Annotated in this window: 14 protein-coding genes; 10 read left to right on the plus strand and 4 right to left on the minus strand. The window is 51.7% G+C overall.

From position 1 onward, the window contains the following. Window positions 1-7: 7 nt before the first annotated feature. The 9 genes from LX69_RS06385 (at window position 8) to LX69_RS06425 (ending at window position 9,395) form a co-directional block, all read left to right on the plus strand. Window positions 8-1,141 (plus strand): NADH-quinone oxidoreductase subunit D, encoded by a 1,134-nt coding sequence (locus tag LX69_RS06385; protein ID WP_221621292.1) that lies wholly within the window; start codon window positions 8-10, stop codon window positions 1,139-1,141. A gap of 125 nt (window positions 1,142-1,266) precedes the next feature. Then, window positions 1,267-2,349: an NADH-quinone oxidoreductase subunit NuoH gene (gene nuoH / locus LX69_RS06390; RefSeq protein ID WP_111445004.1), complete on the plus strand. Its 1,083-nt coding sequence runs from the start codon at window positions 1,267-1,269 to the stop codon at window positions 2,347-2,349. Between the two features lie 211 nt (window positions 2,350-2,560). Then, a complete protein-coding gene (locus LX69_RS06395) occupies window positions 2,561-3,079 on the plus strand; it encodes a 4Fe-4S binding protein (protein WP_111445005.1) in 519 nt (172 codons plus the stop codon). After that, entirely contained in the window at window positions 3,076-3,609 is a 534-nt protein-coding gene (locus tag LX69_RS06400; RefSeq protein ID WP_111445006.1) for an NADH-quinone oxidoreductase subunit J family protein, read from the plus strand. The genes LX69_RS06395 and LX69_RS06400 overlap by 4 nt, the downstream gene beginning before the upstream one ends. A 3-nt stretch (window positions 3,610-3,612) precedes the next feature. Then, on the plus strand, window positions 3,613-3,930 hold the full coding sequence (gene nuoK, locus LX69_RS06405) for an NADH-quinone oxidoreductase subunit NuoK (protein WP_111445007.1): 318 nt from the start codon (window positions 3,613-3,615) through the stop codon (window positions 3,928-3,930). Window positions 3,931-3,972: 42 nt separating this feature from the next. After that, on the plus strand, window positions 3,973-5,901 hold the full coding sequence (gene nuoL, locus LX69_RS06410; RefSeq protein WP_111445008.1) for an NADH-quinone oxidoreductase subunit L: 1,929 nt from the start codon (window positions 3,973-3,975) through the stop codon (window positions 5,899-5,901). A 158-nt stretch (window positions 5,902-6,059) separates the two neighbouring features. After that, window positions 6,060-7,553, plus strand: coding sequence for a complex I subunit 4 family protein (locus tag LX69_RS06415; RefSeq protein ID WP_111445009.1), 1,494 nt, complete (start codon window positions 6,060-6,062; stop codon window positions 7,551-7,553). Window positions 7,554-7,622: 69 nt separating this feature from the next. Then, entirely contained in the window at window positions 7,623-9,038 is a 1,416-nt protein-coding gene (locus LX69_RS06420; protein WP_111445010.1) for an NADH-quinone oxidoreductase subunit N, read from the plus strand. 36 nt (window positions 9,039-9,074) lie between these two features. After that, window positions 9,075-9,395 carry a hypothetical protein gene (locus LX69_RS06425; RefSeq protein ID WP_111445011.1) on the plus strand — a complete coding sequence of 107 codons (321 nt, stop codon included), beginning with the start codon at window positions 9,075-9,077 and terminating at the stop codon, window positions 9,393-9,395. 154 nt (window positions 9,396-9,549) lie between these two features. On the opposite strand, the gene LX69_RS06430 is transcribed toward LX69_RS06425, so the two are convergent. The 4 genes from LX69_RS06430 to LX69_RS06445 all read right to left on the minus strand — a co-directional run bounded on the left by LX69_RS06430 (window position 9,550) and on the right by LX69_RS06445 (window position 14,916). Continuing rightward, complete coding sequence (locus LX69_RS06430; protein WP_111445012.1) at window positions 9,550-9,966, minus strand: type II toxin-antitoxin system VapC family toxin; 417 nt, start codon at window positions 9,964-9,966, stop codon at window positions 9,550-9,552. Beyond that, window positions 9,963-10,214, minus strand: coding sequence for a DUF6364 family protein (locus tag LX69_RS06435; protein ID WP_111445073.1), 252 nt, complete (start codon window positions 10,212-10,214; stop codon window positions 9,963-9,965). Before LX69_RS06435 ends, LX69_RS06430 begins: the two co-directional genes overlap by 4 nt. A 363-nt stretch (window positions 10,215-10,577) precedes the next feature. Further along, a complete protein-coding gene (locus LX69_RS06440) occupies window positions 10,578-11,360 on the minus strand; it encodes a response regulator transcription factor (RefSeq protein WP_170124269.1) in 783 nt (260 codons plus the stop codon). Window positions 11,361-11,427: 67 nt separating this feature from the next. Continuing rightward, window positions 11,428-14,916 carry a sensor histidine kinase gene (locus tag LX69_RS06445; protein ID WP_111445014.1) on the minus strand — a complete coding sequence of 1,163 codons (3,489 nt, stop codon included), beginning with the start codon at window positions 14,914-14,916 and terminating at the stop codon, window positions 11,428-11,430. 315 nt (window positions 14,917-15,231) lie between these two features. Here LX69_RS06445 and LX69_RS06450 point away from each other — a divergent pair, with 315 nt between their 5' ends. Next, on the plus strand, window positions 15,232-20,070 hold the full coding sequence (locus LX69_RS06450) for a pectinesterase family protein (protein WP_111445015.1): 4,839 nt from the start codon (window positions 15,232-15,234) through the stop codon (window positions 20,068-20,070). The last annotated feature ends 115 nt before the right edge of the window (window positions 20,071-20,185 follow it).

Below are 20,185 nucleotides of genomic sequence, written 5' to 3' on the forward strand. Positions count from 1 at the left end.
ACCGATCATGGCTCAAACATCTGACTCCCATCAGGTCATCATAGGGGAGCACGAACAATATACCATCAACATGGGGCCACAGCACCCCAGTACGCACGGGGTGTTGCGCTTTGAATTGTCGCTCGAGGGCGAGACGGTGGTGGGGGTGCGCTCGCATTGCGGCTACATTCACCGCGGCATCGAAAAGATGTGCGAGGTGAGCACTTATCAGCAAATCATTCACCTGACCGACCGCATGGATTACCTGTCGGCGCACATCAACAACGAGGCTGTGAGCCTGTGTGTTGAAAAGGCTTTGGGCATTGAGGTGCCCGAGCGGGTGAAGGTGATTCGCACCATCCTTTCGGAACTCACCCGGGTGGGGTCGCACCTGTTGTGGTGGTCGGCTTTTGGCATGGACATGGGCGCTCTTACCACCTTTTTTTACGGCATGCGCGACCGCGAAAAGATTCTCGACATCTTTGAGGAGAGTTGCGGCGGGCGTTTGTTGCAAAGTTTCATTTGTCCGGGCGGGTTGATGCACGATGTGCACCCCAATTTTGTGGCGCGCATCAGGGAGTTGATCCCTTACCTGCGCAAGAAACTGCCCGAATATGATCGTCTTCTCACCGGCAACATCATTTTACAGGAGCGAACCCGTAATATTGGCGTGCTGAGCCGGCAACAGGCCATTGCCTGGGGCGTCACCGGTCCTTCGGGACGGGGCTCGGCCTTCAGCTGCGACGTGCGTGTGCATGAGCCTTACAGTGCCTACGACCGGGTGAAGGTCAATGAAGTGCTGTATCATCAGGGCGATACATTTGCGCGGTATCGGGTGCGTTTGGATGAGATTCACGAGTCGCTGAGCATCCTCGAGCAGCTCATTGATCAGATACCCGAGGGCAACGATTATGCCGTGAAGATGAAACCCATTATCAAACTGCCGGCAGGCGACTACTACCAACGGGTGGAGACCGCGCGTGGCGAGTTGGGGGTTTACATGGTGAGCGATGGCGAGAAATACCCTGTGCGGGTGAAGTTTCGCAGCCCCAACTTCAGCAACCTCTTTGTGATTGAACAGCTGGCCGTGGGGCACAAAATTGCCGACCTGGTGGCCATCAGTGGATCCCTCGATTTGGTGATTCCTGACATTGACCGATGAGGGGGGGAATTCCCACCCTTCATTAGCCCTTTCGCTCTGTCACTCTTTTGCACTCTTGCACTCTTGCACTTTTTTACTTTGCCGCTTAGTTACTTTGCCACTTAGTTACTTTGTCACTTTCACATATGAACTTATACGATTTTAGTTCACTTACCCAATCTATCCACCAGGGGCTGTCGGCCATGATGGCGCCGGCGTGGGTCACCGTTACCGAGATGGTGCTGGTGGGGGTGGTGTTTTTACTCTTTTATGCGCTGGTGGGGCTGGCGTTGGTGTACATTGAGCGTAAGGTGTGCGCCTTTATTCAAAACCGACTGGGGCCCAACCGTGTGGGACCTTATGGATTGGTGCAAACGGTGGCCGACCTCATTAAGCTTCTTTTTAAGGAATTGTTGATGGTACACAAGGCCGACAAGTTTTTGTTTAATCTGGCACCTTTCATCGTGATTATTGCCTCATTTCTGGCCATTGGGGCGCTGCCCTTTGCCAAAGGGTTGCAGGCACTCGATTTGAACGTGGGGCTTTTTTACATCATTTCGGTGACGTCGCTCACGGTGTTGGGCATTTTGCTGGCCGGGTGGTCGAGCAATAGCAAATACTCGCTGTTGGGAGCCATGCGCAGCGGCGCACAGGTCATTAGCTATGAGCTGTCGGTGGGCATGTCACTGCTCACCATCATCATCTTTTCGGGCAGCATGCAATTGTCGGTCATTGTTGACAGTCAGGCCGATGGCTGGTGGTTGTTTAAGGGGCATGTGCCGGCGTTCATCGCGTTCGTGATATTTTTGGTAGCATCGACGGCCGAGACCAACCGTGGCCCTTTTGATATGGCCGAGGCCGAGTCGGAGCTGACGGCCGGTTTTCATACTGAATATTCGGGCATCAAGTTTGCCTTTTTCTTTCTGGCCGAATACATGAACATGTTTTTGGCCGCCGCGCTGGCTGCCACCGTGTTTCTGGGTGGCTGGCAACCGCTGCACTTTGGCGGACTGGAGGCCTTTAACCGGGTGATGGATTTTATTCCGCCGCTGGTGTGGTTTTTTGGCAAGACCTTCGCGCTCATCTATATCATCATGTTGTTTAAATGGACTTTCCCCCGGCTGCGCATCGATCAGTTGCTGACGTTGGAGTGGAAGTATTTGTTGCCCATCAACCTGGTGAATATCCTGGTGGTGTCGTGGGTGGTGCTCAAGGGGTGGCATTTTTAAGATGGTGAGAGTCGATATCGTTATACTGAAAAAGATAGGAAGATGATTAGACTTTAGAAAGATGATGAGATGAAGAAAGATGTTTAGATCCGTTCTCTTTGTCTCCTCAGTCTAATCTATCTGTCTTCAGTCTGTGAATCTTCTTGTCTTTTATATGAATAGCAGAAATTAAATGACATTGAATTATTATTGATAAAAATGGTTGACGTTTATGATAAATCATCCAAATAAAGAATTGGGAGGCTGGCAGTTGTTTCGGAAATATTTTTCGGAGCTGTGGTTTGGCATTCGAACGCTTTTAAAAGGGTTGCGCATCACTTCGGGCTATTTTTTCAGCCCCAAGGAGATCATTACCGAGCAATATCCCGAGAATCGGGCCACGCTCAAGATGTTCGACCGTTTTAAGGGCGAGGTTATCATGTCACATACTGCCGAAAATCGTCATCGCTGCACCGGATGTGGCATTTGTGAGATGAATTGCCCCAATGGCTCCATTCAGGTCATCACCCGCAAGGAGACCACGCCCGAGGGAAAATCGGTGCGGGGGCTGGATAAACATATCTATCACCTGGGCATGTGTACTTTTTGCGGGTTGTGCGTGAAGAGTTGCCCGTCGGATGCGCTGGCCTTCGGGCAGAAGTTTGAGCATGCTGTGTTTAATCGCCATCATTTGACCAAGGTGCTCAATCAACCCGGGTCATTACTCCAAAAAGAAATAAAAGCATCATGAGTTTACACGAAATTCTGTTTATCGTCTTCTCAACGGTTGTGCTGCTGTTTTCGCTCATGACTGTGCTGAGCCGTCGGATTTTACGGTCGGCCACTTATTTGTTGCTGGTGTTGGTGGCCACGGCGGGCATTTATTTATGGCTTCAATATGAATTTATGGCGGCGGTGCAGGTGGCGCTTTATGCCGGGGGTATTGTGGTGATTATCGTGTTCTCCATTTTGCTCACGCACCATATTCATCACCGTTCCAAGCCGTTTCCGCCCGTGCGGGTGATTACCGGGCTGGGGGTAGCCGGACTGGGAGCTGCCCTGACCATCTGGGCCATTTTACAGCACGATTTTCACTATCATGAGGCCGAACCGCTGGAGGTGAATGCCAAAGTGATTGGCCAGCATTTGGTGAATACCGGTGATGGGGGGTACGCCCTGCCGTTTGAGGTCATCAGCGTGCTGTTGCTGGCGGTGCTGGTGGGCGCCATTGTGGTGGCCAAAAAGGATAAGGCAAATGAACAAACATCCGAAAATAAGTAAGTTATGCTGCATACCATTCCATTGCACTATTTCCTGATTGTGGGCACGCTGATGTTCTTCATCGGGGTGGCCGGGTTCATCATCAGGCGCAACCTGATTACCATCCTTATGTCGGTGGAGTTGATGCTCAATGCCGTCAATATTAATTTTTTGGCAGTGAACCGTTATCTCTATCCCCACCATCTCGAGGGGCATTTTTTCACCCTGTTCATTGTGGCCATTGCCGCTGCAGAAGCGTCCATTGCCATAGCGCTGATCATTAACATCTACCGCCGCTTCAGCACCATTGACGTGGATCAGGTGAGCGACATGAAATATTAACGCATCGGGAGCGGATGCTTTTAAAAACAAAACAGTAGTGATATGATTTCATTCGATTATACTTTGCTCATTCCGGTGTTGCCTTTGCTGATGTTTTTGACGTTGGGCATTGGTGGTCATCGGCTCAAACCACTCATGGCAGGCTTGCTGGGAAGTGCTGCAATGGGGGTGGTGACTGTGTTGTCGTACCTGACGGCCATACAGTACTTTTTTGTCGGGGGCGGCATGGGTGCCGATGGCTATGTGGCGTTGATCCCGTTTCAGTTCACCTGGCTGGCGTTTACCGATACGTTGCGAATTACCCTGGGCGTGATGCTCGACCCCATTTCGGTGATGATGCTGGTGGTGATTTCGACCGTGTCGCTGATGGTACACATTTATAGCCTGGGCTACATGAAGGGAGAGAAGGGCTTTCAGCGGTTTTATGCTTTTTTGTCGTTGTTTTCATTCTCGATGCTGGGGCTGGTTTTGGCCACCAATATTTTTCAGATGTATATCTTTTGGGAGCTGGTGGGGGTGTCGTCGTTCCTGCTCATTGGGTTTTATTATCGCAAGCCGTCGGCCATTGCGGCGTCTAAAAAAGCATTTATTGTGACTCGTTTTGCCGATTTCGGCTTCTTGCTGGGCATCCTTATTTTGTCGTATTACACGGGGACGTTCGACTTTGGCATCCTCACGCAACCTGAAACATCGCCGGTGGCATCGATGGCTGGTGTGTCATTCATGGGGCTGTCGGTGGTGTCGTGGGCCATGGTGTTGGTGTTTATGGGGGGGGCAGGTAAGTCGGCCATGTTTCCTTTGCACATTTGGTTGCCCGATGCCATGGAGGGACCTACGCCGGTGTCGGCACTCATTCACGCGGCCACGATGGTGGTGGCAGGCGTGTATTTGGTGGCGCGCCTGTTTGTGGTGTATCATTTTTGGGCGGCCGACATACAGGAGGTCATCGCATGGGTGGGGGCTTTTACATCGCTGTTTGCCGCGGTGATTGCCATCACGCAGCACGACATCAAGCGGGTGCTGGCTTTTTCGACCCTTTCGCAAATTGGTTACATGATGCTGGCTCTGGGTGTGTCGGGTTACGGCGGAGCAGAGGGAACGGGGTACATGGCTGCCATGTTTCACCTGTTCACGCATGCCATGTTTAAAGCGTTGCTGTTTTTGGGTGCCGGGTCGGTGATTCACGCTGTTCACAGCAATTTGATGACCGAAATGGGCGGTCTGCGAAAATATATGCCGGTGACGCACATCACTTTTCTGATTGCCTGTCTGACCATTTCGGGGGTTCCCTTTTTATCGGGATTCTTTAGCAAGGATGAGATTTTGGTGGCCGCGTTCGAACACAGCAAGGTGTTGTTTGCCATCGAGTTTTTGGTGGCCGGGCTCACGGCCTTTTATATGTTCCGACTCTATTTTAACGTGTTTTGGGGGCAGGAACGTCATTATCACCACACCCCGCACGAATCGCCGTGGGTGATGACGGTGCCTTTGATGGTGCTGGCTTTTGCCTCGGTTTTCTCAGGATATCTGCCATTTACGCATCTGGTGTCGCCCGATCGTTTGCCTTTCGAGGTGCATCTGCACTGGGGCATCGCCATTCCGTCGGTGCTCATCGGACTGGCGGGCATTGGGCTGGCCTGGGTGCTATACAAACGTCCGAGCCGTGTGCCCGACCGCATGGCTGCTGCCATGGGTGGGTTTTATACCACGGTGTATCACAAATTTTATATCGACGAGGTTTACCTGTTTGTGACTCGTCGGGTGCTCTTTAACCTGGTGTCGCGCCCCATTTCCTGGTTCGATCGGCATGTGGTGGATGCCTTTATGAATGCGCTGGCCAATGTGACCAATGGTGTGTCGGATCGCATCAAGGGACTTCAGTCGGGGCAGTTGCAGATGTATGCCGCCACTTTTGCCGCCGGGGTGATTGGGCTGGTGTTGTTGGCGTTGTATTATTTGGGGAGTGCCTGAGGAGGGAGTGCGAGAGTGCAGGAGTGCGAGAGTGCAAGAGTGTAGGAGTGTAGGAGTGTAAGAGTGTAGGAGTGCAAGAGTGCAAAAGTAAGAGAGTACAAAAAGGTTGGGTGGTTGGCTAAAGAGCCTGGAACTAAAAAATTAGAAACAATATCAAAATGAACATACTTCATTTCCTCATCATCATTCCGGTGCTGACATTGGCCGGGGTTTTGACATCGCGAAGCCTGAAAGGGGTGCGTTGGGTGTCGGCGGTTGGGATGTTTGCCCAGTTGCTGGTGGCCATTGCGGTGATGGTGACTTACATGGGGCTGCGCAAAGGGGGCGATTCGGCTGAGATGGTGCTCATGGAGAGTCACACCTGGTTTGCATCGCTCAACATTCATTACACCATTGGAGTGGATGGCATTTCATCGGCCATGATTTTACTCACGGCCATCGTGATGTTTGCCGGGGTGTTTGCCTCGTGGGAACTCGAGTATTTGCAAAAGGAGTTCTTTGTGTCGCTCATTTTGCTGGTGACGGGCGTGTACGGTTTTTTCATCTCGCTCGACCTTTTCACCATGTTTTTGTATTACGAACTGGCGGTGATTCCCATGTATCTGCTCATTGGTATTTGGGGCACGGGGCCCAAGGAATATTCGGCCATGAAGCTTACGCTGATGCTCATGGGCGGCAGTGCGTTGCTCATTGTGGCTTTGTTTGGGATTTTTTACGGGGCGGCCGACGGGGTGCATACTTTCAACTTGCTCGAATTGGGTCAACACCCCATGCCGGTGGAGATGCAGCGCTTCATCTTCCCGTTCGCCTTTTTGGGCTTCGGGGTGCTGGGGGCATTGTTTCCCTTTCACACCTGGTCGCCCGATGGTCACGCTTCGGCGCCCACGGCCGTGTCGATGTTGCATGCGGGTGTGTTGATGAAACTGGGGGGCTTTGGCATCTTTCGGGTGGCCATGTATCTGATGCCTCAGGCGGCGCAGGAGCAGGCCTGGATTTTTATCATCCTTACCAGCATTAGTGTGGTGTACGGTGCCTTTGGTGCCATCTGGCAAAAGGATTTGAAGTTCATCAACGCCTATTCGTCGGTGAGCCATTGCGGCCTGGTGATTTTCGGGCTGCTGATGATGAATCGCACGGCCATGGACGGCGCCATTTTGCAAATGATTTCGCACGGGCTGATGACGGCGCTTTTTTTTGCCCTCATTGGCATGATTTACTCACGCACCCATACGCGTCAGATTCACGAGATGGGCGGCCTCATGCAGGTGATTCCCTTTTTGGCGGTGGTGTATATGATTGCCGGTTTTGCCTCGCTGGGGTTGCCGGGCTTGAGCGGGTTTGCAGCCGAGATGACCATCTTTGTGGGGGCGTTTCAGCATGGCGATCTCTTTCACCGGGTGGCCACCATCATGGCCATTTCGGCCATTGTGGTCACGGCCGTTTATATACTTCGTGTGGTGGGCATCTTGCTGCTGGGGCCGGTCAAGAACGACCATTTTTTGCACCTGAAAGATGCCACGTGGTATGAGCGGCTCAGCACCCTTACGCTGGTGGTGGCTGTGGCCGGGGTCGGTCTTTACCCGCAGTGGCTTTATCGGTTGATTTACGATAGCCTGGGGCCGGTGGCCGAGAAGTTGTTGGCTGCCTTGTGATGCAAATCGATTGTTTTTTCTTTAAAGAATATTGGCAGATGGGTTCTGCTTGTTAAATATTGTTGTTCAATGAATTCACAAAATCTGTGGCTGATGCGCCACGAATTGATGCTGGCCGTATCGGTGGTGGTGCTGCTGGTGGTGGAGATTTTTTCGTCGGCAAAGCACAAGACCAATGTGGTGTTGCCCTTGTCCATTGCACTCATGGGGCTGTCGATGCTGGTGGGCGGGATGTATCCCGAGGCGGGGACGCTCTTTGGCGGCATTTACCGCACCGATGCTCTGCGCACGGCAGTGAAGCTGGTGTTGGATGCCGGTGCGTTGCTGGTGTTTTTTCAGGTGTACGGCTGGATCCGTCGTCCCGAAAACAGTGATAAGGTCTCGGAGTTTTTCATTCTGGTGTTTTCGACCCTCATAGGGATGCATTATATGGTGTCGGCCGGCGATTTTATGATGATGTACCTGGGGCTGGAGTTGGCCTCCATTCCTTTGAGTGCCCTGGCGGCCTTCGATCGCTACAAGCGTGTGTCGGCCGAGGCGGGCATCAAGTACATTCTTTCGTCGGCCATGTCCACTGCTTTTTTGCTTTTTGGTTTGTCGTTTATCTACATCACTGCCGGAACGTTGCATTTTGATGCGTTGCAGGCGGCCTTTCGTCCCGATGTGCTGACGATTTTGGGACTGGTTTTTTTCATGGCCGGCATGGCTTTTAAAATCTCTTTGGTACCCTTTCACCTTTGGACGGCCGATGTGTACGAGGGGGCACCGGTGGCTGTAACGGCTTATTTTTCGGTGGTGTCGAAGGGTGCGGCGGTGTTTGTGCTCACCTGGGTGTTGTATCATGTGTTTGGCGCTGCTGTTGAGCAGTGGCGCATCATTTTGGTGACGCTGGCGGTGATGACCATGACAGTGGGGAATCTATTTGCCCTTCGTCAGCAAAATATGAAACGGTTCCTGGCCTTTTCGAGCATCGCCCAGGCGGGTTTCATCCTGTTGGGCATGTTGGGGCAGGGGGCTTTGGGCATGGCTTCGGTGGTGTTTTACCTGCTGGTGTATGTGTTTACCAACATCGCGGCCTTTAGCGTGGTGGCAGCCATCAGCAATGCCACCGGTAAGGAAAACATCGACGACTATCGTGGACTGTATGCCACCAATCCCCGCCTGACGCTGGTGCTGATGGTGGCATTGTTCTCATTGGCCGGCATTCCCCCTGTGGCCGGCTTTTTTGGTAAGTTGTTTCTGTTTAACGCAGCCGCATCGCAGGGCTATTATTGGCTCATTTTTGTGGCGGTGGTCAATGCCACCATCTCGCTTTACTATTACCTGCGTCCGGTGCGAGCCATGTTCATCGACAAAAATGAACACCCCATCGCCTTTTTCAAATCTGATGCCTACATGCGCATGGGACTACTGCTGTGCATGGCCGGGATTTTTGCCACCGGGTTCATCAGCTGGTTCTTTGAGTATTTGTTTGCGGTGAGTTAATGTCTTTAAATTGTAACCATTCAATCATTTATCAACATGGCACTCAATCAAATTAAAGTCACAGTTCAAGAGATGGGCGGCAAGCGCTGCGTGGTGGTCGAGTCGGGTATGGAAGCCCCGCGTGCTGAATTTCTGAGTCGCTTATTGCTGCACAATGGCTATGAAGTGATGGCAAATGCCGACGTGCAAGGCCGCATCACCCTGGGCGTCACCGACCTGCTGTTCAATCCTGTCATTGATGTGTACGAGCGTCGCCTGCGCAGCTTCACCGGGCACAAGGTCACCCCGGCCTATTGGTTGCAACGCTCGGATGCCGAAACGGTCGGGGAGGTCACTTATTGGAAACATGGGGAGTAACCATGTTTAGGGGAAGGTGAGTGCGTTGTCGTGTAAATATTAAACGCGGAGGCTCAAAAAACTCATAGGTTTTTATTGTTTTGACGTGAGTTGGGTAGTGGCTCTCTTCCTTCATTTAGAGATGCAGATAACTCATCAACCTTCGTATCTGGGCTTATTCAAGCGTTTCAATAAATTGCTTAGCTGTCATTGTTGGCAATTTTGAATTTTTAAAATCTTTAAGGTTTCGAGTAATAATCAATTCTTGCTCATTTTCAATTGCTGTAAAGTATTGAAGTCCATCTTCAAAATCTGAATAAGTATCGTCATTTAAAGCCAATCCAATTATTTTATCATCTAATGGCAAAACATTAAGAATCAACCGAAGTTTCCTTAAAACCGATTTCGCTTTATTGGAATCCATTTGTCTCAACAATACATAACTGGTATTTGCAATCGTCAAAGATGAAACAGATAAATCGATTTGCTTTTTATCTGCAAGAGAAAATAATTCTGCGGCTTCTTCAAAAAAGGGTTCTCTTCTTGATAATAAATCAATCACAATATTTGTATCAACGAATAATTTTTTCATTTATACTTTTCCTCCAAAAAATCACGATATTCTTTTTTGTGATCAAAGTCAGCAGGCAAGTCAATCACACCACTTAAGCTCTCAACAAGAGGAGTAATTGAAATCTTTTTCTCTTCTTCTTTTTGTTTCGTAACGCTGTCAAGATAAGATTCAATCATCTTAGAAAGACTAATCCGATGACTACGTGCATAAATTTTAGCTCTTTCGATAACATGATCATTTAGTCTCAATGTTAATTTCGTTTCCATAATTTCCATATTAAAATACGTACAAATATAATAAGTCAGTACGTCACATGCAAGATTTTCGTTGTGCTGGCTTGTTGCTAAAAGGACATAACGCATGTGGTTTTAACGACATGAAGTCTGTTACGAACCACAGTTATTTTCATAATGTGAATTTTTAAGTGGGCTTCTTTTCAACTCAGGCAGGGATCTATTTCCCGATAGGGTTCGGCATACAACGTATGTGTGTTGTTGGTACTGCATATCCGTTGTGGTCATCCGTGGGCGACCATTTTGGTCATATCTACATAAAGTGTGTTGCGAACTACAGACATTTCCATAATGTGTTTTTTCAAAGACCTTTCTTGGGGTGATGGAGGGGGCATTTCACTTCCCCACCTGCGATGGGTTCACGCCAAACCGTTCCTTGTAGCATTTGCTGAAGTATCCCGAGTCGGAAAAACCCGTGAGGTAAGCCGTTTCGGTGACGTTGTGGTTGGTGGTTTCGAGCAGCTGGCGTGCCTTTTCCAGACGGCTCTCTTTTACAAAGTCGATAGGGGAGAGGCCGGTGAGCCCTTTCAGCTTGTCGAAGAATTTGCTGCGTCCCATGGCCAACTCGCTGTAGAGGTCGGCGATTTTAAAGTCGGGGTCGCTCAGGTGTTGTGCCACAATGGCACGCACCTGATCAAGGAATTGCTGGTCGCGTTCGGTGAGACCCGGTTGGGGCATGGCCGGGGCAGGTTGCTGTGTGTAACACTGGCGCAGATGGTCGCGTTGGCGCATCAGGTTATCGAGTTGTGCTTCCAGTTGCTGTATGTTGAAGGGTTTGGTCAGGTAAGCATCGGCGCCATAGCGCAACCCCTGAATGCGGCTTTCCACCGATGCGCGTGAGGTGAGTAGCACCACGGGCAGATGGCTTGTGTCGAAGTCCTCCTTGAGGGCTCGCAGCAATTCAATGCCATCCATTACCGGCATCATCACATCGGTGAGGATCAGGTCGGGCTGCCACGTTCGGGCTTTCTCCAGAGCCTGGCGACCATCTTCTGCTTCTTCCACCCGATAACGAGGCTCCAGCCTTTGGCGGATGAAACGGCGCAAGTCGGCGTTGTCTTCTACAATCAGCACTTTTTTATGGTCAGGCAATGGGGGCGTGGCCTCCGTTGCCGGCATGGGTTCTATTGTTGGCGTTGCCTCTGTCAAAGGGGTGAACACCGCGTCTGACGTGCGTTGTGCTTTTTCAAATAGCATGATAAAAGTCGCCCCCGCCGCCGGGTGTGGGACGGTAAACGAGGTCGCCCCCGTGTTGCCGCATGATGGCGCGTGAATAGGCCAGCCCGATACCGGTGCCGGGCTGATCGTTGCGTGTGGGGCGGCGATGACTGGCAAACACTTCAAACAGGTTGGGTGCCAGTTCGGGGGCGATGCCCGTGCCGTTGTCGATGATAGCCACGCTAGGTTGTTTCGATGCATCAGCATCTTGCACCACCAGCCGGATGTGACCTCCCTTTGGGGTGTGGGCGATGGCATTGGCCAGCAGGTTGGTGAGCACACTTTCGGTTTTTTCGGCATCGAGGTTCAGGACGCAAGGCGTGGGCGAGGGTTCGTGGGTCAGGACGATGCTTTTTTGTGCCGCCAGTGCTTTAAAACCGGCACACATTCGCTCTGTGAGGACGTTCATATCCACCGGAATAAGCGTCAGGGGCATCTTGCCACTCTCCATCTTGCGAAAGTCGAGCAGTTGTGTGACGATGCGCAACAGGCGATTGGCATTGTCCTCGATGAGACGTGCCATGTCGTGCGCCCGAGATGGCAGTCGGGTGTCGTGGCGCAGTTCTTCGGCCGGCCCCAAAATGAGCGTCAGCGGCGTGCGCAGCTCATGCGATAGGTTGGTGAAGAAGTTGAGCTTGATGTCGGTGAGTTCTTTTTCGACGGCCACTTTGTGTCGAAGCTTCAGGATGGTGCCAAAAAACCGGCGGATGATGGCACCCAGCACGATGGCCACCACCAGGTAAAGGATCATTGCGGGGGTCGATTTCCAGGCGGGCGGGCGAATGGTGATGCGCAGCGATCGCGTGGCATTGACCGCCTGCAGAGCCGGGTTGCTGAACCGGACGTGAAAGTTGTATTTTCCGGGGGGCACGTGGCTGTAGTCGGCCTGATGCCCGGTTCCGGCAGGGCGCCACTCCCGGTCGTAGCCCTCCAGGTCGTATTCGTAAGTAGGGCGGTCGGTGGTGGGGCTGTTGAGCGTTGTCCACCCAATGGTGAATAGGTTTTGCTGGTGCGTCAACTCCAAGTGGTCGGTTTGGGTCATCGATTGGTGCAACGGGCCTTCGGGTGAGGGTTTAACCGCTTTGCCCATGAGCTGCAGGGAGGTGAAGGTGAGGTTGCCCGGCGACGAAGGCATGATGATGCTGTGCGGATGAAAGGTGTACAGCCCCTTGTTGGTGCCAAAGCTGATGGTGCCGTCGTACCGCCGGGCCACGGCTCCCTCCGAAAAGGCTGTGTTGGCGATGCCATCGTGGCGCCCAAAATGGTTGATGGTTTTGGTCGTGGGCTCATAGGCGCAGATGCCGTTTTCGGTCGACATCCACAGTTGTCCCCGGTCATCTTCGGCCAGGGTAAAAATCATGTTGCTGGGCAGTCCGCTGGCTTGCGTCAGTGTCTCGAATGTCAGATGGCGGGTTTGCGGGTCTGTTTCTTTTAAAATGGAGAGGCCACCACCCAGTGTGGTAACGTACAGGGTGCCAGCGCTGTTGCAAAGCACCTGAAACACGTCGTTGCTCAGTAGCCCAGAGGTGTTGCCCAGCGATGGGGTGAAGAGCGTAAAGCGGGTTTCGTGATGGTCGGCGGCGTGGGGTTGCGCCAGCATCAGGCCGTCGGTGGTGCCCAGCCACAGGTTTCCTTGTCGATCCTGTGCCAGATGGCGAACCTTGAGTCCTTGTTGGTCGGGATAGTTTCCAAACTCGTTGCCGGGGTTGATGAAGCGCTCTCCGTCCATTAGGTTCAGTCCGCCCCCGTAAGTGCCTATCCAAATGCGTCCCCGGTTGTCCTGTAGAAGGGAATAAATGTTGTCATTCGAGAGTGAGTATGCATCGTCGGGGTGATGGCGATAGTGACTCACTTCATATTCGAGCTTGCCCCGTCGGGTGAGTTTGAAGAGTCCGTTTCCCTTGGTGCCGGCGTAAATGTTTCCCTGATGATCGTGCAGCAGAGCGTAAACCATGCCCGGTTGTTGGGTGTTGGTGAGCGTTATTTTTTTGACGATGCGATTGAGCGAATCGAGCACAAAGAGTTCCTGCTTTTTGGTGGCCACCCACAGCAGGCCGTCGTGGTCGTAAAGCAGAGCGCGTACTTCGTTGGCGATGCTTAGATTGGCCTGTGGTGTCGGCTGTACAAAACGGAACCGCTCACTGGCAAAGGTTACCTTTTCGATGCCCTTAAAATAGGTGCTCAGCCACAGGGTGCCCGAAGCCTCTTTATAGAAACAGTTCACAAAGTTCGAGACTTTACTTTGCGGGTCGCCGGGGCGATTGTGAAAGTAAGCGATGTGGTCATGTTCGGGGTCGTAGTAACCAAACCCACCGCCTTTAAGGGTGAGCCAAATGCGGTGGGTTTCATCTTCCATCATCCCGCATTGAGCCGTGGGACGTAAGTCGGGTGCTACATCCAACGGTTGTTGATAGTGGCGTGTTAGCCCGGTGGTCGGGTCTATTTTAACAATGCCGGGTTGTCGGGTCTCGACCCATATCAGCCCCCGGCTGTCGACATATAGTTTCAGCACATGGCCGATGGCCGGATGGTGGTAGTGGTGCACCAGGCTTCCGCTGGCTTCATTCACCACTGCTATGCCACCTTGTTGTGTCCCTGCCAGCAGCTTACCTTGGTTGTCGCACGCCAGTGTGGTGATGGCGGCCGAGGAGGACATGGGGATTGTTTTGAGTTGACGGGTTTGGGTATCGAATCTCAGCAACAACCCTTTGTCGGTTCCCATCCATACAGCCTGTTCGCCGGCAATGACCGCGGTAATGGCGCCTTGTTCGCGAAGGTACGATGGCATCGTGCGTAGGGGCACCGGAGTCATTCCGTGGTTGACACTGTCTTGGCTTAGGCAGGTCACGCTCTTCGCACCGGCCAGCCAAACGCTGCCCCCGGTATCTTCAATAATGTGCGTGACATGGTTGTCGGGCAGGGGAATGCTGCTTTGTTCGTTGAAGGATTCAACGGTGGTTTGGTTGTTGGTTGGGTTGGTGACGATGCGGCAGGCGCCATGGCCGGGCAGGATGATCCAGGTGTCGCCCCGTGGGGTGTGTGTCAATGACCCGATGGTGGGAGGTGTGGGCTTGCCGGGAAGGGGCGGCAGTGCTTCGAATCGCTCGGTCAACCGGTTGAGGCGGTAAGCCTTTCGATCTACAGTGGTCACCCATATATTGCCATGGCCATCTTCACTGAGTCCGTCAATGCGGTTGGAGGCGCCGGGGTGGTTGTCACCAGGTTTAAAGGTGACAAAGGCATTGCCGTCGTAACGGTTTAGGCCGTCCCAAGTGGCAAACCACATGAAGCCCTGTCTGTCCTTTAGCATGCCCGACACGTGGCTGTGCGACAGTCCGTTTTCGGTGCCCAGATGTTCAAACAAGTGGCGCTGCCCATTGTCGGCCATCAGCACAACGGTGGACAGAATCCCTAGCATTAGGGGTAGGAGGTGTGGCCGGGGGACGAAAAACTTCATTGCGTGACTTTTAACAAAAATAGACAATCGTGTGTCGGGTGTCAGGGGTGGTTTTGCCTGTTTTGGGGTGATGATTTGTTGGTGTGGTGGGTGGTTGTTGTGTTAATGTGTTGTGTTTGTGATGATTTGTTGATGAATGTTTTGTGCTGGTTCTGGTGTTGTTTTCTTTGTGGCTGCGGTGATTCCTTCAGGTTATTCGGCAATATCTTCAAATGGTTCTCTTTTGATTGCGATAATTTTGGTTTGTTAACATTTGCTGCGGGCGTTGCCCGGCAAAGGTCAAAACATCGCATTGTTTCATTAATAGTTATACCAATGAAAAAAATCATTTTATCGGCATGGGGAGTGTTGCTGGGAACCACGCTCGCGGTGGGTCAGTTGACAGAACCCCCGTTTTACGATTTCACGAACACAGTCCCTGAGGGCATTCAGATGGATTATGCCACAGGTATGAGTACCGACAATCCCTCGACTCTCAGCCTGAACGGGGGGAGTTATAAATTACATGGAACCACTTATGGTTTGAACATGAAGGTCGATGGTAACATCAACCTGGCTGTGTCTGGGAGTAGTACGGTTCGCTTTCTGGGTTCGAAGTATTCGGGGCTTAAAATGGCAGGGACGGCTACCTATCAGGGGGATTTGGGCGAGCAGGTGACCAATGTGGTGACAGATTTGGTCGATACATACGATTTTGTGTATGATGGCGGCGCTGCAACCCTCAACTTTAAAACCATTGCCGGTACGGGGAATGATCTTTATTTGCCCCGCATGACGGTCATTCCTGCCCAGTTGGGAGGTAGTATTTCTGAACCCGAAAAGAACATTATTTACAACTTTGACCTGCGTGATGGCAGCATCATTCCTACAACCACCGATGGCAAGTCTACTATCGAGCAGGGGCTGTTTAAGATTGAGCCGGGCGCCTCAAATGCCTATGGATATAATGGCTCAACTCACGGTTCTGTTCTTAAAGCTGGGAATAAAATCACCCTTAAGGTGGCCGGCAATTCTTACATAAAATTGGGAGGATGTCAGTATTCAAACGGTACAGTGGATGTGAGCAGCACCACCGGGGCATTCGATAAGACCTCTCAAGATACCAAAACCACCATGTGCTTTCATGAGGATGGCTCAATGGTCGATTTTCTTTACGTGGGAACGGCCGGAACCGTGGAGCTTCTCTTTTCCGGAACCACCTATATTCCCATGATTCAAATTTTGCCCGTTCCTTACGAGGTGACTCTGAATCCGTGGGTGCAAAAAACGGGGACTATCACCATTAATGGCACGCAAATCAGTTACACGGCCGGTGCCGATGCAGCTGCCAAGCCGGTGGTGTCGCTGAGTGCCGGTGAGTTGATGTATGATGCATTGCCTGATATGGCCGGGGTGATCATCGATTTGGGCGGTGCCGCGCTTTCGTCGTTTACGCCTGTTTTCACGGGCGATATCGCTTCGGTAACCGTCAATGGAAACCAGTTGGAGGTGACTTTTACAGGCGAAAGCTCTTTGCCCAACAGCTGTGCAATAACTGTGAGTGATAGCCATGCCGTTGAGGCGCAGGCCGGAACCTCTCACAATTATCCTTTCAACGATGGCAGCGTCTTGCCTCAGGTGAGTTACACCTCGTTGCGTTATCATTGCTTCATTACCGCCGATGGGTTGGTGTCGATGAAAAGCAATACGACTACCAATTCTCTCATGTTTGGATTTCACGATGGCACGCATGGGGCGACCATGTATTCAGGAAATAGCATCGACTTTACTGTGGCCGGTAACGCCACCATCACGTTTGGGGTGTGTCAGTACGGGAGTGCAACGGATGCGGTGTTTGAATTCTCCGACTCCGATGGTGCGGTTTTGGGAAGCATTCCTGCTAAAGGTAGCGGAAGTTGTTCTACCAGTAGTTTCTCATATACCGGCAATGCCGGGGTGATTACGGCCACTTTAAAGAGCGTTGCTTACCCCAATGCCGAGATTTATATTCATGGCGTGTCGGTTGAGAACGCTGCTTTGATTCTTCCATCCGAAGGTAAAACCGACGTGTGGGATTTTGGCGCCCAGCAGCTCGACGAAGCCCTTTACAACAACCAATTGACCGAAGCAATCATCAATGCCTGGTATCCGGCGTCGGTGACGGTTGGTTCAACGAACCTTAACTTCCCCAGTTCCGTTTCGGCCGGCGTGATGAGCTGGGTGGGTGGCAGCAACGACCGTTTGCGCACCTCCAACACCAATTTGACCCGATACGATGAAGAGTTGGGTGGGGTGGGTTACGTTGGTCGTTTGTATGTCAATGCCGGTGCTGCGGTTGGTCGCTACATGAGTTTGACTTTGAGCGAAGACGATGAGGTGACCTTGATGATGAAGTCCGATGGCGGTGGAAAAATCAACTTTAAATACGTGGCCGATCCCGAGGCTCAAACCGATAAGGTGGCCATCACTGCCGAATTAACCGAGCTGAAGTTTGTGGCAAAAAATGCGGGTACCTATCATATTTTTGATGAGGTGGGTAAGCCCAGTTATTATCGTGTTTATCGGAAAGATGCTGTTTACAAAAACCTCACCGGAGCGGTCGATGTGACTGCGGCATCCGATATCCCTGAAGGGTACGCCATTGCTTTTACCAATGCGGCCGGTAAAACCTGGAAGGCCACCATGGGCAGCAATAGTTATTCGGTGAGTCTGCCTGTGGGGTACAGCTACGAAGTGACGTTGACCGATGCCAATGGCTACATCATCTCCTCCTCGACCTCTGTGGAGGTGACGGAAGCTTCCCTTGCCTTTGATGTGACGATAAAAAAAGTTGAATTGTTTGCTGTGAGCGGTTCGATTGTGGGATTGGAAGGCAATATATCCCAAATGACCTTGGTATTGACCCCCGATGCGGCTGCCAATAAAATCTATCAACCCCAACCGGTCATCAACACCGCTGATGCCACTTACACCGTGATGTTGGAGCCCAATTGCGAATATACTTTGTCTGCCTCTGGCGTGAACGATTACTACATTCCGTTGGACAAATTGACCATTACCGATGCCACGACCACTGACATTTCTTTTGCGTTAAAACCAACCCACAATGTGGCTGTTACGTCACCGGGACTGACTACGGAACAACTTGGAAAGTTGTCTGTATCGTTTACCAATCTTAACGAAGCCGGTTATAGTTACCATTTTGCATCGGTGAGCGGTATCGCTTTGCGCGATGGTGTGTATGCGGTGACTTGCGCTGGTTTGGATGAGTATCCGCTGGCTTTGGCGTTGACTTCAAATCTGACGGTTAACAGTTCTGATGTATCGAAAGAGCTGGCGTTTGAGCCTGTGACCAACTGGTCGTTCGACGACCAAACTATTGCCAATGGTACGCCTGCTTATAAGGGGATGTTGTTTTCCGGTAGTGCTTACAACGAGGTGGCCAAAGGTCATCTGGTGGCCGGTGCAGGAGCCACTGTTAAAGTGCCCGTGAACGTGGGCGAGAAGATAGCCATCACCTATTATTATGCCGCCAACTTCAGCATCGAAGGTGGAGAGCCCATCACCACTGCAAGTGGAAGCACCTCGGTATTTGAAAATACCGAATATGTCTACAACGGCACTGATCCCGGTTTTGTCACCCTTTCGGTGGCTGGAACCACCTATTTTACTCATGTGAAAACGAGTGTGGTGGTGCCTTACCAGGAGGTGATTACCGTGGGAGCCGACAAGCAATGTCAAACCATCAACGAAGCACTCGAAATGGTTCGACAAATGGCCAGAACTGCCGATCAACGCGTCACTATTCAAATCGACCCGGGCAATTACGAAGAGATGTTGGTGGTGGATGTGCCCAGCGTGACTTTGAAAAACGCATCGGCCACCCCCGATATTGCTCTGCTGAATAAAGGTATTGACATCTCGGCCAATGCCGTGCGCATCACCTCGTACTATGGCCACGGTTACAGTTATTACAGCATGGCATCGAACCAGAAATGGAATGCCGATGTGTTGCGTGTCAACAAGGAAAACGGATACCTGTCGTACGTCAATAAAGGTTCAGGAACCACCAATGGTTCATACTGGAACGCCACTGTGGTGGTAAGCGCTGCCGGTTTTCAGGCCGAGGACATCATCTTCGAGAACTCGTTCAATCAGTACATCTCACAAAAAGAGTCGCAAGACGTGGTGGTGATGTGGGAAAGTGGCAGCAAGGGCGCCCGTCCCACCGATATGGGCAATACTGACGTGCAAAACAAGAGTTTTGTGGAAAGGGCTGCGGCCATCGCCTTCTTAAGCAGTGCTGATAAGGCCATTCTTAACAAGTGTCGTGTGGTGGGGCGTCAGGATTCGTTTTATGGCGGTCAGAATGCTCGTGTGGTGGTGTACAAAGGCGCCATGATGGGCGGCACCGACTATTTGTTTGGCGGTATGGTGGCCACCTTCTACAAAACCGATTTGGTGATGAATACCAGCGATGTCTCTACCGATGTGTGCTATATCACCGCAGCCCAGCAGGCTTCAGGACGGGGGTATCTGATGTATGAGTGCAACGTCACTTCGGCCATTCCGGGCACTGAAACGGCTTCAGCCTATCTGTCGAAACCCAGTTATTTCGGCCGTCCCTGGCAGGCAACCACCAGCGAAGTGGTGTTCTTCAATACCACTGTTCAAACCACCGATTTCACAGGGTTTGCAGGCAAATCGATGATTGCTCCGGTTGCCTGGTTGAACTCATTGGGGGGCGAGTCGAATAAGATGTACGAGTTTGGAACCGTTGAAAAGTCGGGTGAAAACAATACGGCCAGCCGAGCCTCGTGGTCAACCGTGCTCACGCAACCCACGCTCACTGACGGTACTGCCATCACCACCTTGAATTTCACCAAAGGGAGTGACGGTTGGGATCCCATTCCGGCCTTGGTGGCTGCCGATCCATCCACATCGGTGGTGAAGCCCGGTGCCCCATCGTTCATTGAGGTGTATGCTGCCAATGGACGCATTGTTGTGGCTAACGTTAATGCCGCTGCCACCATTCATCTCTACAACATCGGCGGTGCTCTTATCCGATCTATTCAAACGGATGGCGACATCGATCTCGATGCTCCGCGCGGCATTTATGTGGTGAAGGTGATGGCTCCCGATGCCAACAAAACTGTTAAAGTGGGGCTCTATTAAATTTTGGTTGATATAATATGCCCTGCAAGAGGATGTCCGTCATGGATGTCCTCTTTTTTAATTTAGGAGGCCGAAATTGCAGGGGAGTGGCAAGTCTTTGGTGATTTCGTAGATG

It is taken from the genome of Breznakibacter xylanolyticus, from assembly GCF_003254275.1.
Classification (GTDB): domain Bacteria; phylum Bacteroidota; class Bacteroidia; order Bacteroidales; family Marinilabiliaceae; genus Breznakibacter; species Breznakibacter xylanolyticus.

Excerpts from the sequence above, each read along its gene's own strand:
- LX69_RS06385 (WP_221621292.1), top strand. The coding sequence starts at position 8 with ATGGCTCAAACATCTGACTCCCATCAGGTCATCATAGGGGAGCACGAA.
- nuoH (WP_111445004.1), top strand. The coding sequence starts at position 1,267 with ATGAACTTATACGATTTTAGTTCACTTACCCAATCTATCCACCAGGGG.
- LX69_RS06395 (WP_111445005.1), top strand. The coding sequence starts at position 2,561 with ATGATAAATCATCCAAATAAAGAATTGGGAGGCTGGCAGTTGTTTCGG.
- LX69_RS06400 (WP_111445006.1), top strand. The coding sequence starts at position 3,076 with ATGAGTTTACACGAAATTCTGTTTATCGTCTTCTCAACGGTTGTGCTG.
- nuoK (WP_111445007.1), top strand. The coding sequence starts at position 3,613 with ATGCTGCATACCATTCCATTGCACTATTTCCTGATTGTGGGCACGCTG.
- nuoL (WP_111445008.1), top strand. The coding sequence starts at position 3,973 with ATGATTTCATTCGATTATACTTTGCTCATTCCGGTGTTGCCTTTGCTG.
- LX69_RS06415 (WP_111445009.1), top strand. The coding sequence starts at position 6,060 with ATGAACATACTTCATTTCCTCATCATCATTCCGGTGCTGACATTGGCC.
- LX69_RS06420 (WP_111445010.1), top strand. The coding sequence starts at position 7,623 with ATGAATTCACAAAATCTGTGGCTGATGCGCCACGAATTGATGCTGGCC.
- LX69_RS06425 (WP_111445011.1), top strand. The coding sequence starts at position 9,075 with ATGGCACTCAATCAAATTAAAGTCACAGTTCAAGAGATGGGCGGCAAG.
- LX69_RS06430 (WP_111445012.1), bottom strand. The coding sequence starts at position 9,966 with ATGAAAAAATTATTCGTTGATACAAATATTGTGATTGATTTATTATCA.
- LX69_RS06435 (WP_111445073.1), bottom strand. The coding sequence starts at position 10,214 with ATGGAAACGAAATTAACATTGAGACTAAATGATCATGTTATCGAAAGA.
- LX69_RS06440 (WP_170124269.1), bottom strand. The coding sequence starts at position 11,360 with ATGCCGGCAACGGAGGCCACGCCCCCATTGCCTGACCATAAAAAAGTG.
- LX69_RS06445 (WP_111445014.1), bottom strand. The coding sequence starts at position 14,916 with ATGAAGTTTTTCGTCCCCCGGCCACACCTCCTACCCCTAATGCTAGGG.
- LX69_RS06450 (WP_111445015.1), top strand. The coding sequence starts at position 15,232 with ATGAAAAAAATCATTTTATCGGCATGGGGAGTGTTGCTGGGAACCACG.